An 11,917-nucleotide genomic window follows, 5' to 3' on the forward strand; every position below is an offset into this window, starting at 1 on the left:
GTCCGGACACTGCAAGTTGGCAAATGCAGTACGGGGGATATATGACCTGGTTTATTGACCGTCGTCTTAACGGCAAAAACAAGAGCACGGTAAATCGCCAGCGCTTCTTGCGCCGTTATAAAGCGCAAATTAAACAGTCGATCTCCGAGGCCATCAATAAACGCTCGGTGACCGACGTCGACAGCGGCGAATCTGTCTCCATCCCCACCGATGACATCAGCGAACCGATGTTTCATCAGGGACGTGGCGGCCTGCGCCATCGCGTACACCCAGGTAATGACCACTTCGTGCAGAACGACAGAATCGAGCGCCCGCAAGGCGGCGGGGGCGGTTCAGGAAGCGGTCAGGGACAGGCCAGCCAGGACGGTGAAGGACAGGATGAGTTTGTCTTCCAGATTTCAAAAGATGAGTATCTCGACCTGCTGTTTGAGGATCTGGCGCTGCCGAATCTAAAAAAGAACCAGCATCGTCAGCTTAACGAGTACAAAACCCATCGCGCGGGATATACCGCAAACGGCGTTCCCGCCAACATCAGCGTGGTCCGTTCGCTGCAGAACTCTCTGGCGCGACGCACGGCCATGACGGCAGGTAAACGGCGCGAACTCCGCGAGCTGGAGAGCAGCCTGAAGGTGGTGGAAAATACTGAACCGGCGCAACTGCTGGAAGAGGAACGCCTGCGCAAAGAGATAGCCGAGCTCCGGGCTAAAATAGACCGGGTACCGTTTATCGACACCTTCGACCTGCGCTACAAAAATTACGAAAAACGCCCCGAACCGTCGAGCCAGGCGGTCATGTTCTGTCTGATGGATGTCTCCGGTTCGATGGACCAGGCCACCAAGGATATGGCGAAGCGTTTTTATATCCTGCTCTATCTGTTCCTGAGCAGAACCTATAAGAACGTGGAAGTGGTCTATATTCGCCACCACACTCAGGCGAAAGAGGTGGATGAACATGAGTTCTTCTACTCGCAGGAGACCGGTGGCACCATCGTGTCGAGCGCTCTGAAACTGATGGATGAAGTGGTGAAAGAGCGTTACGACCCGGCGCAGTGGAACATCTATGCCGCGCAGGCATCAGATGGCGATAACTGGGCAGATGACTCCCCGCTGTGTCACGACATTCTGGCGAAGAAAATTCTGCCGGTGGTGCGTTACTACAGCTATATCGAAATTACCCGCCGTGCTCACCAGACGCTGTGGCGTGAGTATGAACATCTGCAATCGATGTTCGATAACTTTGCCATGCAGCATATCCGCGATCAGGATGATATCTATCCGGTGTTCAGGGAACTGTTCCATAAACAGTCAGCCAACAGCAATGCCTGACCCAACAGCCAGCGAATCCGCTGGCTGTTTTCTTTACGTCCTGCCTATCCCAACGGCGAAATATTCTGTGCTAAGGTTAAACGCTGCGTATTGGTATTTAACAGGTAAATCGCTATGTCTGATGACGTTAAGGGAACAACAACCCACCAGCAACTCATTACGTTGTTAACCCAGCAGGGCGCGCGATTTCGCGTCATGGAGCATGACGCCGTGGGGAAATGTGAAGCGGTGAGTGAGATCCGCGGAACCGATCTGGGGCAAGGGGCAAAAGCACTGGTCTGTAAGGTGAAGGGAAACGGCGTAAAAAAACACGTTCTGGCGATCCTCGCCGCCGATCTGCAGGCCGATTTAAGCCAGCTTGCCAGCCATTTTGGGGGGATAAAAGCGTCTCTCGCAAGCCCTGCCGAAGTCGATACCCTGACCGCCTGCGTTTTTGGCGCCATTCCGCCTTTTAGCTTCCATCCCGATCTGGCACTGGTGGCCGACCCGCTCCTGTTCGAGCGTTTCGATGAAATCGCGTTTAACGCCGGTCTGCTGGAAAAATCCGTGATTATGGATACGCAGGATTATTTGCGTATCGCCCGTCCTGAGCTGGTGACGTTCCATAAAGCGTAATCGTGTAGGCTGGTATCCCGTCAGCCTTTTTTTTCCAGAAAAATAACTGACGCGACCAGGATAATGGCAACAGCGAAAAACGATGAAGAAATGATCAGCGTTTCGACAAACATGTGATCGTACATTTTTGCGCCCCTTTTTCGATGCCTGCCCCTGTTTTATCCCCCGTAAATGACAGGGTTATGACAGCAGTAAAATCTTTTTAAAAACTGTCTTCAGCCGTGTTTCCGCGTAAAGTAAGCAGGCTTACTCTTTTGGCAAGGATTCCTTATGTTTGACCCGACTCTGCTCATTCTTCTGGCCCTCGCTGCGCTTGGCTTTGTCAGCCATAACACCACCGTCGCTATCTCAATTCTGGTGCTGATCATTGTGCGCGTGACCCCGTTAAACACCTTTTTCCCGTGGATAGAAAAACAAGGTCTCACCATCGGGATCATCATTCTGACCATTGGGGTGATGGCACCTATCGCCAGCGGTACGCTGCCTGCCTCGACGCTGCTGCACTCATTTGTGAACTGGAAATCGCTGATAGCGATAGCGGTAGGCGTTTTTGTCTCGTGGCTGGGCGGGCGTGGCGTTACGCTGATGAGCAGCCAGCCCTCGCTGGTGGCCGGTCTGCTGGTGGGAACCGTGCTCGGTGTGGCGCTCTTTCGTGGCGTTCCGGTGGGCCCGCTGATTGCAGCCGGGCTGGTCTCACTGTTTATCGGGAAGTCATAGTCAGGCTGGCAATATAGCGCGCTGGCGTCTGCCCCAGCCCCTTCTTAAACATCGTGATAAACGCGGTGGTGGAGTCGTACCCCAGCGACTGTGCCACCTGCTGTACCGACTTTCCCCCAATCAACAGCTGTAACGCCACAATAAGCTGCAGCTGATGCCGCCAGCGGCGAAAGCTCAGGCCCGTCTCTTTCACCACCAGGCGCGCCAGATTGCGCTCACTCATGGCGAAGTGGCTCGCCCATTGCGCCAACGTCTGCCAGGCGGCAGGCTCTTCCGCCATCTTCTCGCTCATCAGCCGGATTTTTGGATGAGGCGAAACGGGCAGTTGCAAATGTTCCTGACGCTGCAGCGGTAGCTCGTCAAAAAGAACATCCACCAGACGCGATGTGGCAGCAAGCGAAAGCGCTTCACGTGATTTTTCCGCCAGCGATAAGATCAGTTCCCGCACCAGAGGGGAGATCTTCAGGGTGCAGCAGCGATCGGGCAAACTTACCGCTCCGGGTTCAATAAACAAAAAGCAAAGCTGGGCACCCGGCGTGGCCTTATTGCTGTGCGGCATCTGGCCAGGGATCCACACGGCATACTGGGGCGGTACCATCAGCATGGCGTTTTCCACTTCGCAGGTAATGGCTCCCCCCAGCGCCAGAATCAGCTGTCCCTTACGGTGTTGGTGTCGCGGAATGTATTGTTCCTGCGCCACCACGCGGATGCGAAACGCGACAGCTGCATCATGCTGGCTATCGGGATCGTAGCCGTCCAGTCCGAGACCAATCATCAGGTTGTCCGATATTAGCGATAAACTGTCATTTTAGCCTGATTTCAACCGTGGAGAAAATCGGTATTGTGTGCGCTCGCTTGAACGTATGAGAACACAATGACTACTGCAATTCGGGTTTCAGGAAAACAGGGCGCGCTGCTGATCGCAGGTATCCTGATGATTGCCACTACGCTTCGCGTCACCTTTACCGGAGCAGCACCGCTGCTCGATACCATTCGTCTCGATTATGGCTTGAGTACGGCGCAAACCGGTCTGCTGACCACCCTGCCTCTGCTGGCTTTCGCCCTTATCTCCCCGCTTGCCGCAGGTGTTGCCCGGCGTATCGGCATGGAGCGCAGCCTGTTTATCGCCCTGCTGCTGATTTGCGTCGGCATTGCTGTGCGCTCCCTGCCTTCCGCCCCCCTGCTTTTCATCGGTACGGCGGTGATTGGCTGCGGTATCGCACTGGGCAATGTGCTTTTGCCTGGGTTAATTAAACGTGATTTCCCGGGACAGGTTGCCAGACTCACCGGTGCGTATTCCCTGACGATGGGGATCTCCGCGGCGTTAGGTTCCGCACTGATTGTTCCGCTGGCGCAGGGGGAAACCGGCTGGCATGGCGCCCTGCTAATGCTGATGGCCTTTCCGCTGGCTGCACTACTGCTCTGGCTGCCACAGTGGCGTCAGAAACACGTTGCGACGGTGACCGGTGCAGGCGCGTTACATAACCGCGCCATCTGGCGCTCTGCCCTCGCCTGGCAGGTCACCCTTTTTCTGGGGATTAACTCGCTGATTTACTATGTCATCATCGGCTGGCTACCGGCGATCCTGCTCAGCCACGGGTATAGCGAAGCCCAGGCGGGTTCTGTGCACGGACTCTTACAGCTGGCCACCGCCGTGCCGGGTCTCGCTGTGCCGCTGATCCTCCATCGTCTGAAGGATCAGCGAGCAATCGCCGGCGTCGTGGCGCTGTTGTGCGCGATAAGCGCAGCAGGATTGTGGTTTGCGCCGGGAATGGCGGTCATGTGGACGCTGGTGTTTGGTTTTGGTACCGGGGCAACGATGATCCTTGGCCTGACCTTCATCGGGCTGCGCGCCAGCTCTGCGCATCAGGCCGCGGCCTTGTCCGGCATGGCACAGTCGGTTGGCTATCTGCTGGCCGCCTGTGGCCCGCCGTTGATGGGCAAAATTCACGATGCTGCCGGTGACTGGCGGTATTCGCTTCTGGCCTGTGCACTGGCCGCCGTGATCATGGCCGTTTGCGGTATGCTTGCCGGGCGTGACCGGGAGGTCACGCCCCGTTAGTAGAATGGCAGACCACCAGGTCTGCCTTTTTTATCCGCGTGCCGCGCGCAGCATTGCCTGTACCAGCACCACCGGTCGACCTTCCAGCGCGGCACGTTCATGCTGGAATAAAGTGATCACGAAGAACGGATGGGTCAGTAGCTCCGCGGCGCGAATTTCACCCTGCTCGTCCCAGCCGGTGACGCGCATTTCGCCGCTCTCCAGCTCCCGTGCAAATTCCGGCGACACACCGTAATTGCAGTGATATCCCTCCACGATTTCCGGTTTGCCATAGGCTTTGGCGATGAGCGTATTGTTGCGCAGCTCAATTGCATCGGTTTTTTCCACCAGCGAGCAGGTTAATGGCGCAATCACCATTGTGCCTTCGGTATCCGTTTCGGCGTGCGCCGCATCGTGCCAGCCCAGCACATTACGGGCGTACTCAATCAGCGCATGCTGGAACCCGCCGCAGGTGCCGAGGAAGGGAATGCTGTTTTCGCGTGCGTAGCGTGCAGCGATAAAGGCCGCCGCTGTGTTTTTGTACGGGCTTGCGGGAACCAGCCAGATAGCGTCATAACCTACCAGATCTTCCGGGCTGGTCAGTTCCGTGGTCGCGAGCCAGTCATAATCAGCGGTGAGGTCAAGAACGGCAGCGGCGTCGTCAATTGCCAGCGGGATCGCCTGGTGCGCAATAACATCGGGATTGTAATCGCCAACCAGCGCAATGCGCAGTGTGGTTTTAGCCGGGAGGTGTTCCATGAAAGGTTCCTTATGCCTGAGTATTAGCAGATAACATAAGGAACCTCAGACTACCGATCTTCTGCAATTATCACAATACCTTAAATTGGGTGGGTAAAGACAAAGTGCTAGAGTAATACGCAGAACGTTTTGCTGCAGCTGAGGAGAAAAGATGATCCAGTGTAAACGCGTATACGAACAGGCAAGCCCGGACGATGGTTATCGGGTGCTGGTAGACAGACTCTGGCCGCGTGGCGTGAAGAAAACCGATCTCGCGTATGATGAATGGTGTAAAACGCTCACCCCGTCCAACGATTTACGCAAGGCGTTTCATAGCGAAACCCTTGATTTCAACGCCTTCAGCAAGGCGTACCGGGAAGAGCTGGCGCAGCACAAGGACGAGGGGTTGCGTCTTGCGGCGCTGGCCAGCAAGCAGACCTTAACCCTTCTCTATGGCGCGAAAGATAAGGAACACAATCACGCCCTGGTGTTAGCCGACTGGCTGCGTAATGTCTAGTCAGTCGATCATCAGTTCATCAAGGATTTGCGGCGCCGTATCCGGGGTAAGCGGCATCAGATGTTCGGCACGAATAAACGCAAAGCCGTGCTGATTGTCAAACGCGAAGACATCACCGGTCACCAGCCAAAGCGCGCGATCAGAGGTGGCGGGTAACTGCGTCATGACGCCATTGACCGGATTAACGAAACGCTGGCCGGGCTGACACAGGCCAAACAGTTCAACAGATTTACCAATATTACGACGGCCGGACGCCGTGCGGGCACCGATGATCATCGCCATGCTGCCCGGTTTAAGCTGAAACATACTTCTCTCACGATAACGGTAGCCATCGAAAGGCTAAGAATAATCCTAAAGAGAAGTGTACCGCAGCCACTGTCCCGCTGTCACCTGGCAGGTTGCGGATGATCGCGACGATAAAGCGCCCATTCATCGATCACTTCGCCACCGGGCAACTTGCACTCCGTGCGAACCCCTTGCGGGCTCTGAACCGGGACCTGTTCCCCGCCTTTATTCAGGCAGTAGACGGAGGCGGGATTAGCCATCCCGATAACATGGGGCGGTTTCGGGGCATCAGGCGGGGATGTTTTGGAGGTACAGGCGGCCAGCGGTAACGCCAGTGCCAGAAGCAGTAATCTCATCTCATTGATCCTTTTAACTTCATCAGATTTTAAGGGTAACGGGTCATCGCCGCTTTCTCCACGATTTCTCCATCTTAACTGCACTTTTCCACACTACAGTGGCACGTGTTCTCAATGACCAGAGAACATCATTCCGTAATCAAGATGTCTTTGCCCCGGTCTCAACATCGGGGCTTTTTTTCTCCCCCACTCCCCTGTGATGAATATTAATATTTTTATATTCATGTTTTACTATGCCCGAAGTCGAAAAATTCAGCATAACATGCAGATGCAGACGTCTTCTGCATGGGAGTGAGCCTACGTCATGTCGGATATTATCCTTGCCCGTGTTTCAGAAACGCTCGCCACTGAGCAGTCCCTTGAAAGTCTCGTCCGCCAGCTGCTGGAGATGCTGGAGATTGTGACTGAAATGGAGTCCACCTACCTGACGAAGGTCGATATCAATGCGCGGCTGCAGCATATCCTCTACGCCCGCAACAGCAAGCAGATGCAGATCCCAGAGGGGCTGAGCGTTCCGTGGGGCGACACGTTGTGTAAGCGCGCCATTGAGAGTGGTACGTTGTTCAGTAACGAGGTGGCTGAGCGCTGGCCGGATTGCGATGCCGCGAAAGCCCTTGGCATTACAACCTACATGAGTATCCCTATTCACCTTGCGGATGGTTCACTCTATGGCACGCTCTGCGCCACCAGCACGGAAAAGAAACATCCCAGTGACCGCGGTGAACAAGTTCTGAAATTATTCGCCGGGTTGATTGCCCAGTATATTCAGAAAGAGTCGCTGGTGATCCAGCTTCGGGAAGCCAATGCGGCACTCATTGCGCACTCTTATACCGATGCCCTTACCGGATTACCAAACCGCCGCGCCATCTTCGAAGAGCTGACGACCCTGTTTTCGCTGGCAAAGCACCTTAAACGCAACGCCATCATCGCGTTTATCGACCTTGATGATTTCAAGCTGATTAACGACCGTTACGGGCATCAATCAGGCGATCGGTTCCTGATTGAAGTGGGTAAACGTCTGACTGAAGAAAAACAGGCGGACGAGATAATCGGCCGGCTGGGCGGTGATGAGTTTCTGGTGGCCTCACTTAGCCAAACCAACAGTACGGGTGAGAGCACACAGATTAACCTGCTTAAAACGCGCCTCGACGCCCGTATTGCAGGGGAATACTGGCTGGGGAGCGTAAACATTATTTATCCGGGCGCCAGCTTCGGTGTGATTGAAGTTGACCCCACCGTGACCGATCCGGACAGTGCGTTACGCGCGGCTGATGTCGCGATGTATCAGCATAAGAAAGGAAAAAGCAAAACGTGCTTTCTCGCGATGGATTAACCCCGTACACTCTACGGCGTTATAAAAACCGAAACAGGTGATGGTATGAGAATAGGGATCCTCTTCCCGGTCGTTATTTTTATAACGGCGGTAGTGTTTTTGGCCTGGTTTTTTGTCGGTGGTTACGCTGCTCCGGGGGCATAAATGAGAAAAACAACCCTCATTATGCTGATCGTGGCAATCGTGGCTGTTGCAGGCTCGCAGCTAGGCTGGTGGTAAACCCACCACGTAAAAAGGCCGCCATATGGCAGCCTTTTTCAACATTTATCAGGCTTAGCTTTTGATTTTTCTGTAGATAAACAGAACAACCAACGCACCGATCACCGCGACAGCGAAACTGCCGAAGTTAAAGCCATCGACCTTACCAAAGCCGAACAGCGTACTGATCCAACCGCCCACCACTGCACCGATAATCCCCAGTATTACGGTGACGATAAACCCACCGCCATCTTTGCCCGGCATAATCCACTTCGCCAGAATACCTGCAATAAGCCCAAAGATAATCCAGGATAAAATTCCCATAAGTTTCCTCTCCGTATGGTTTTTGTCATTAAATCAACGACACAAGAAAGGATAGCACAGGATTTCAGAAAGGAAATTTGTGATAAGCATCACAGTGAGAGAGTGCGCGTTTATTCATCAACAGCACCACAAGAAATGTGGGGTTGCATCTTTTGTTGAGAAAGATTATCTTTCTCAACACTGAATAGTTGAGCGAAACACTCAGGTATTCAGTACGACATTGCTCACATTGCTTCCAGTATTTCTTGCCCACTCTAAAGTGGGCTTTTTTTTGCCTACACTGCAACAAAAGCGTGCCGGTTTCGCCCTGCACGTTTTGCCTGATAGAGCGCCTGGTCGGCGGCTATAATGATGTTCTGCTGGCTGCCCGCGATATCCACGGCACGCGCAGTGGAGATCCCGACGCTAACCGTGACCCGCCCGAAGGGACTGAAAGCATGTTCAATATGCAGCGAAAAGACATTGCGAATGATCGTCTGACCGAGGCGGAGCGCTTCCTGGATATCCGTGTCAGGCAGGATCAGTGCAAACTCTTCCCCGCCATAGCGCGCCACAACCTGGTTGTCCCGGTTGAGGCTCTCCCTGAGGCTATTTCCCAGCAGGGTTAAACAGCGGTCCCCTTCGGGATGACCATAGTTATCGTTGTATTTTTTGAAGTAGTCCACATCGACAATCAACACCGAAATCGGGGCGTCGCTGGCCGCACAGGCCGCAATTTCTGACAGAATTTTTTCATCAAAAATGCGTCGGTTGAAAAGCCCGGTTAGCGCATCTTCAGACGCAATAATCTTCAGCGCTCTGTTATCCCGTGTTTTTCTGGATAAATCGGAATAGAGGAAACAGGACGCCGCAATGAGTATCGCGGTAAAAACCAAAATGAGTACAGAAAGCTGGAGAGCCTGCTTGCGCCAGGGGGCGAGCGCTTCATGCGTACTGACCGCCACGGTGGTGACGAGCCCGTAGCGCTTGTTCTTCTCGAAGGCATAAATGCGTTCGATTTTATCAAACCGTGAGACAGAGCTGGCGATACCCGCGTTTTGTACCTTGAGGTATGTCCTGAAGAGAGGCGAATCCGAAACAATCGCACCAATGTAATTATTTTTAAACGGATGACGCACCAGCAACACGCCTGACTGGGTTGTTAAGCCGATCACGCCTGAGTGACCAATATTGATCTGCCCGTATAACGCCAGAAAATTTTCGATACCCAGCGTAACCACAACGACACCGTTAAACGCGCCGGTAGGGGTTTCCAGCCGACGACTAATGGTTATGACCCATTTACCATTCGTTCTGCTGACCACCGGCTGACCAATAAAAATCTGCTGGCTCTTATTTTCTTTGTGGTAGATAAAAAACGACCTGTCCACCCCTTTCCGGGGTCCGGAAAAACTTTCATGCAGTGCCGTAAAAATATTCCCTTGCGCATCGTAAACAACCACATTATTTATCTGGATAAGAAGATTATCCTGATTGCTTATCATCCGCTGGATATTTTTGGCCTGTTGCGGGGTCATGCCATAAATTTTGATTATGTCGGAAACCGAAGTAATCAACATTTCACTTTGGCGCATGATCCCTTCGCTGTACACGTCTAAGGTATGGCTCAGGTTGGCAACGCTGGTATTTATTTGCTGGATTGACTGCTGCCTGGACGTGGTAATTTGGACGGCAAGCGACAGCGAAATGATCAATGAGACAATGATGACGGTAATAGTTGTTGTGTAAAAAGTATTTTTCACATGCACGAGCTCTTCCACCTTATCACGCCTGACATCCCTGGCTGACAACTAGAGTCACTGTAACAAAGCTCAGGATAAGAGGAAAATGAATTGCACTTAAGCATACAACAGAAATCTGATGATATTTCGCTTTTCGCAAACGGGCATCAGATATTATTACTGGGCCCCTTTCACAGAAAAAAATCTCTTACAGACTGACCTTCTCCAGGGGCTTAGATAAGATGACTTTAATAAATTCTTTATACGAGACCGGTTTACCAAAATAGTATCCCTGCAACAGGGTAATCTGATTACGGTTGAGATAGTCCAGTTGCTCCTTCGTTTCTACCCCTTCAGCCACGATATGCAGTGAGAGTTTTTTCGCCAGGTCAATCACACAGTCCAGCAGGATCGTAGAGTCTTTCGCCTCTGATACCCGGTTCACGAAACTTTTATCGATTTTAATATAATCAATCGCCAGCGCGTGCAGACAGGAGAGTCCGGAATACCCGGTCCCAAAGTCATCAAGCGCAATGACGAAACCGGCGTTATGTAACGCATTGAGATTTTCCACCAGATGAGGATTATCGATCAGCGGTTCACGCTCGGTCACTTCGAGAACCAGTTTGACCTCTTTACCATAAAAGCCTTTTCCAAAGACCCGGCAGTCAGCGATAAAAGAAGGCGCATTGATGTGTCTGGCGCTGATGTTCACCCCGATGTGAAATCCGTCCGGCAACTTAGGCAAAAGCGGCTTAAGCTCGGTCACCACTTTCGCCATTAACCCTTTGGTCAGCGGAATTATCAGGCCGCTGCGCTCGGCAATCGGAATAAAAACATCCGGTGGGATAAAGCCTGATTTTGGGTGCTTCCACCTTGCCAGTACTTCCACGCCATACAAACCGCCGGTATCGCCATTCACGATCGGCTGATAGTACGGAACGATCTGGCCGTGGATGATGGCTTTACGCAGATCGTCTTCAAACGAGCTGCTTTTCCCCCTGTAGCGACGGATAAGAATGCCAACAGCTACAGATAACGCAAGGATAAGCAGTATGAGGCTCCATCCCTGATGCAGTAAACGCGTCAGGCTGAAAAAGGCGGGAGGCTGCCAGGCCATGCTAAACGGAAAATGTGCCGATGCTGTTAAGGAACCCGCCCACTTCACGGGGGGCCAGCCGGTCACATCGCCCGCGCCGGCTATTGCTTTATCGCCAACAACCAGCCTCAGTCCCGTGTTGTTTGCTGCACTCGCAATAACATCCCGTAAATGCGCGTCGCTAACGCTTACGATAACGCGCCCTTTCGCGACGGGCATCTGAAAAAGTAACACCGGAATGCCGTTCACCAGGCGATTACCGGGGAGCAGCATCAATCCTTTGTTGGGCAGCGTCTGCGGGCGAATAATCAATACGCCGTTTCCGGGAAGGGAGGTACAGACGATCCTGCCCTGCTGCTCAATCATAATGGCGCGAAGATGCGGTTTCAGCGCAGCTTCCGAACCCAGTTCACGCTGTCCGGTGTCGGTACACCCTGCAGCGGCGACCCGTTTTGCTGTATCTGCAGCACTGACAGCCTCAGCAAGAATGGCCTCAATTTTACGCGTGCTTGCGGCGGCGGTTTCGGCATAATTTGACCGGGCCATATGCCACAACTGCCAGTTAATGATCAGCATGCCACTCAGAAACACAAATAAGGCACACAGAATGGGGAGCATAAGGTTGCGCACGATTTTTTCCTTAAGAGA

16 protein-coding genes are annotated in these 11,917 nt (G+C 53.1%); 8 read left to right on the forward strand and 8 right to left on the reverse strand.

Annotated elements, in window-relative coordinates; all coding sequences use genetic code 11:
* The first annotated feature begins 41 nt into the window (after positions 1 to 41).
* Both L466_RS07795 and L466_RS07790 read left to right on the forward strand, forming a co-directional pair.
* Positions 42 to 1,325 carry a YeaH/YhbH family protein gene (locus L466_RS07795; protein WP_014883442.1) on the forward strand — a complete coding sequence of 428 codons (1,284 nt, stop codon included), beginning with the start codon at positions 42 to 44 and terminating at the stop codon, positions 1,323 to 1,325.
* Positions 1,326 to 1,439: 114 nt separating this feature from the next.
* Positions 1,440 to 1,940, forward strand: a complete 501-nt coding sequence (locus L466_RS07790) for a YbaK/prolyl-tRNA synthetase associated domain-containing protein (protein WP_014169635.1) — start codon at positions 1,440 to 1,442, stop codon at positions 1,938 to 1,940.
* Positions 1,941 to 1,960: 20 nt separating this feature from the next.
* Here the strand turns inward: L466_RS07790 and yoaI are convergent, their stop codons facing one another.
* Positions 1,961 to 2,065 carry a small membrane protein YoaI gene (gene yoaI / locus L466_RS24030; protein ID WP_014169634.1) on the reverse strand — a complete coding sequence of 35 codons (105 nt, stop codon included), beginning with the start codon at positions 2,063 to 2,065 and terminating at the stop codon, positions 1,961 to 1,963.
* A gap of 145 nt (positions 2,066 to 2,210) precedes the next feature.
* On the opposite strand from yoaI, the gene L466_RS07785 reads away from it, so the two are divergent.
* Entirely contained in the window at positions 2,211 to 2,657 is a 447-nt protein-coding gene (locus L466_RS07785) for a DUF441 domain-containing protein (protein ID WP_014169633.1), read from the forward strand.
* On the opposite strand, the gene L466_RS07780 is transcribed toward L466_RS07785, so the two are convergent.
* On the reverse strand, positions 2,641 to 3,432 hold the full coding sequence (locus L466_RS07780; protein WP_014169632.1) for an AraC family transcriptional regulator: 792 nt from the start codon (positions 3,430 to 3,432) through the stop codon (positions 2,641 to 2,643). The genes L466_RS07785 and L466_RS07780 overlap by 17 nt on opposite strands.
* 99 nt (positions 3,433 to 3,531) lie before the next feature.
* Between L466_RS07780 and L466_RS07775 the strand changes: the two genes are divergently transcribed.
* Entirely contained in the window at positions 3,532 to 4,719 is a 1,188-nt protein-coding gene (locus L466_RS07775) for a CynX/NimT family MFS transporter (RefSeq protein ID WP_032681228.1), read from the forward strand.
* Positions 4,720 to 4,749: 30 nt separating this feature from the next.
* Here the strand turns inward: L466_RS07775 and L466_RS07770 are convergent, their stop codons facing one another.
* Positions 4,750 to 5,457, reverse strand: coding sequence for a CTP synthase C-terminal region-related (seleno)protein (locus L466_RS07770; protein ID WP_014169630.1), 708 nt, complete (start codon positions 5,455 to 5,457; stop codon positions 4,750 to 4,752).
* 151 nt (positions 5,458 to 5,608) lie between these two features.
* Here L466_RS07770 and L466_RS07765 point away from each other — a divergent pair, with 151 nt between their 5' ends.
* Complete coding sequence (locus tag L466_RS07765) at positions 5,609 to 5,953, forward strand: DUF488 domain-containing protein (RefSeq protein ID WP_014169629.1); 345 nt, start codon at positions 5,609 to 5,611, stop codon at positions 5,951 to 5,953.
* On the opposite strand, the gene L466_RS07760 is transcribed toward L466_RS07765, so the two are convergent.
* Positions 5,954 to 6,259, reverse strand: coding sequence for a nuclear transport factor 2 family protein (locus L466_RS07760; protein ID WP_014169628.1), 306 nt, complete (start codon positions 6,257 to 6,259; stop codon positions 5,954 to 5,956).
* An 80-nt stretch (positions 6,260 to 6,339) separates the two neighbouring features.
* A complete protein-coding gene (locus L466_RS07755) occupies positions 6,340 to 6,594 on the reverse strand; it encodes a putative hemolysin (RefSeq protein ID WP_020884447.1) in 255 nt (84 codons plus the stop codon).
* A gap of 304 nt (positions 6,595 to 6,898) precedes the next feature.
* Here L466_RS07755 and L466_RS07750 point away from each other — a divergent pair, with 304 nt between their 5' ends.
* Genes L466_RS07750 through yoaJ form a run of 3 tightly spaced genes read left to right on the forward strand, consistent with a single transcriptional unit; the run spans position 6,899 to position 8,146 of the window.
* The gene (locus L466_RS07750) at positions 6,899 to 7,927 is read left to right on the forward strand and encodes a sensor domain-containing diguanylate cyclase (protein WP_032681229.1); all 1,029 of its coding nucleotides are present in this window, start codon (positions 6,899 to 6,901) and stop codon (positions 7,925 to 7,927) included.
* 45 nt (positions 7,928 to 7,972) lie between these two features.
* The gene (locus L466_RS23715) at positions 7,973 to 8,071 is read left to right on the forward strand and encodes a YoaK family small membrane protein (protein ID WP_014883431.1); all 99 of its coding nucleotides are present in this window, start codon (positions 7,973 to 7,975) and stop codon (positions 8,069 to 8,071) included.
* Positions 8,072 to 8,146 (forward strand): protein YoaJ, encoded by a 75-nt coding sequence (gene yoaJ / locus L466_RS24145; RefSeq protein ID WP_071605476.1) that lies wholly within the window; start codon positions 8,072 to 8,074, stop codon positions 8,144 to 8,146.
* 54 nt (positions 8,147 to 8,200) lie between these two features.
* On the opposite strand, the gene L466_RS07745 is transcribed toward yoaJ, so the two are convergent.
* The 3 genes from L466_RS07745 to L466_RS07735 form a co-directional block, all read right to left on the reverse strand.
* Positions 8,201 to 8,449 carry a GlsB/YeaQ/YmgE family stress response membrane protein gene (locus L466_RS07745; protein ID WP_006174788.1) on the reverse strand — a complete coding sequence of 83 codons (249 nt, stop codon included), beginning with the start codon at positions 8,447 to 8,449 and terminating at the stop codon, positions 8,201 to 8,203.
* A 275-nt stretch (positions 8,450 to 8,724) separates the two neighbouring features.
* Positions 8,725 to 10,197 (reverse strand): sensor domain-containing diguanylate cyclase, encoded by a 1,473-nt coding sequence (locus L466_RS07740; protein ID WP_032682013.1) that lies wholly within the window; start codon positions 10,195 to 10,197, stop codon positions 8,725 to 8,727.
* Between the two features lie 181 nt (positions 10,198 to 10,378).
* Entirely contained in the window at positions 10,379 to 11,899 is a 1,521-nt protein-coding gene (locus tag L466_RS07735; RefSeq protein ID WP_081750648.1) for an EAL domain-containing protein, read from the reverse strand.
* Positions 11,900 to 11,917 lie beyond the last annotated feature (18 nt).

This window comes from Enterobacter sp. BIDMC 30 (assembly GCF_000534355.1).
Taxonomy (GTDB): Bacteria; Pseudomonadota; Gammaproteobacteria; order Enterobacterales; family Enterobacteriaceae; genus Enterobacter; species Enterobacter ludwigii.

Coding starts and splice junctions, on each gene's coding strand:
- L466_RS07795 (WP_014883442.1), top strand. CDS start 42: ATGACCTGGTTTATTGACCGTCGTCTTAACGGCAAAAACAAGAGCACG.
- L466_RS07790 (WP_014169635.1), top strand. CDS start 1,440: ATGTCTGATGACGTTAAGGGAACAACAACCCACCAGCAACTCATTACG.
- yoaI (WP_014169634.1), bottom strand. CDS start 2,065: ATGTACGATCACATGTTTGTCGAAACGCTGATCATTTCTTCATCGTTT.
- L466_RS07785 (WP_014169633.1), top strand. CDS start 2,211: ATGTTTGACCCGACTCTGCTCATTCTTCTGGCCCTCGCTGCGCTTGGC.
- L466_RS07780 (WP_014169632.1), bottom strand. CDS start 3,432: ATGATTGGTCTCGGACTGGACGGCTACGATCCCGATAGCCAGCATGAT.
- L466_RS07775 (WP_032681228.1), top strand. CDS start 3,532: ATGACTACTGCAATTCGGGTTTCAGGAAAACAGGGCGCGCTGCTGATC.
- L466_RS07770 (WP_014169630.1), bottom strand. CDS start 5,457: ATGGAACACCTCCCGGCTAAAACCACACTGCGCATTGCGCTGGTTGGC.
- L466_RS07765 (WP_014169629.1), top strand. CDS start 5,609: ATGATCCAGTGTAAACGCGTATACGAACAGGCAAGCCCGGACGATGGT.
- L466_RS07760 (WP_014169628.1), bottom strand. CDS start 6,259: ATGTTTCAGCTTAAACCGGGCAGCATGGCGATGATCATCGGTGCCCGC.
- L466_RS07755 (WP_020884447.1), bottom strand. CDS start 6,594: ATGAGATTACTGCTTCTGGCACTGGCGTTACCGCTGGCCGCCTGTACC.
- L466_RS07750 (WP_032681229.1), top strand. CDS start 6,899: ATGTCGGATATTATCCTTGCCCGTGTTTCAGAAACGCTCGCCACTGAG.
- L466_RS23715 (WP_014883431.1), top strand. CDS start 7,973: ATGAGAATAGGGATCCTCTTCCCGGTCGTTATTTTTATAACGGCGGTA.
- L466_RS07745 (WP_006174788.1), bottom strand. CDS start 8,449: ATGGGAATTTTATCCTGGATTATCTTTGGGCTTATTGCAGGTATTCTG.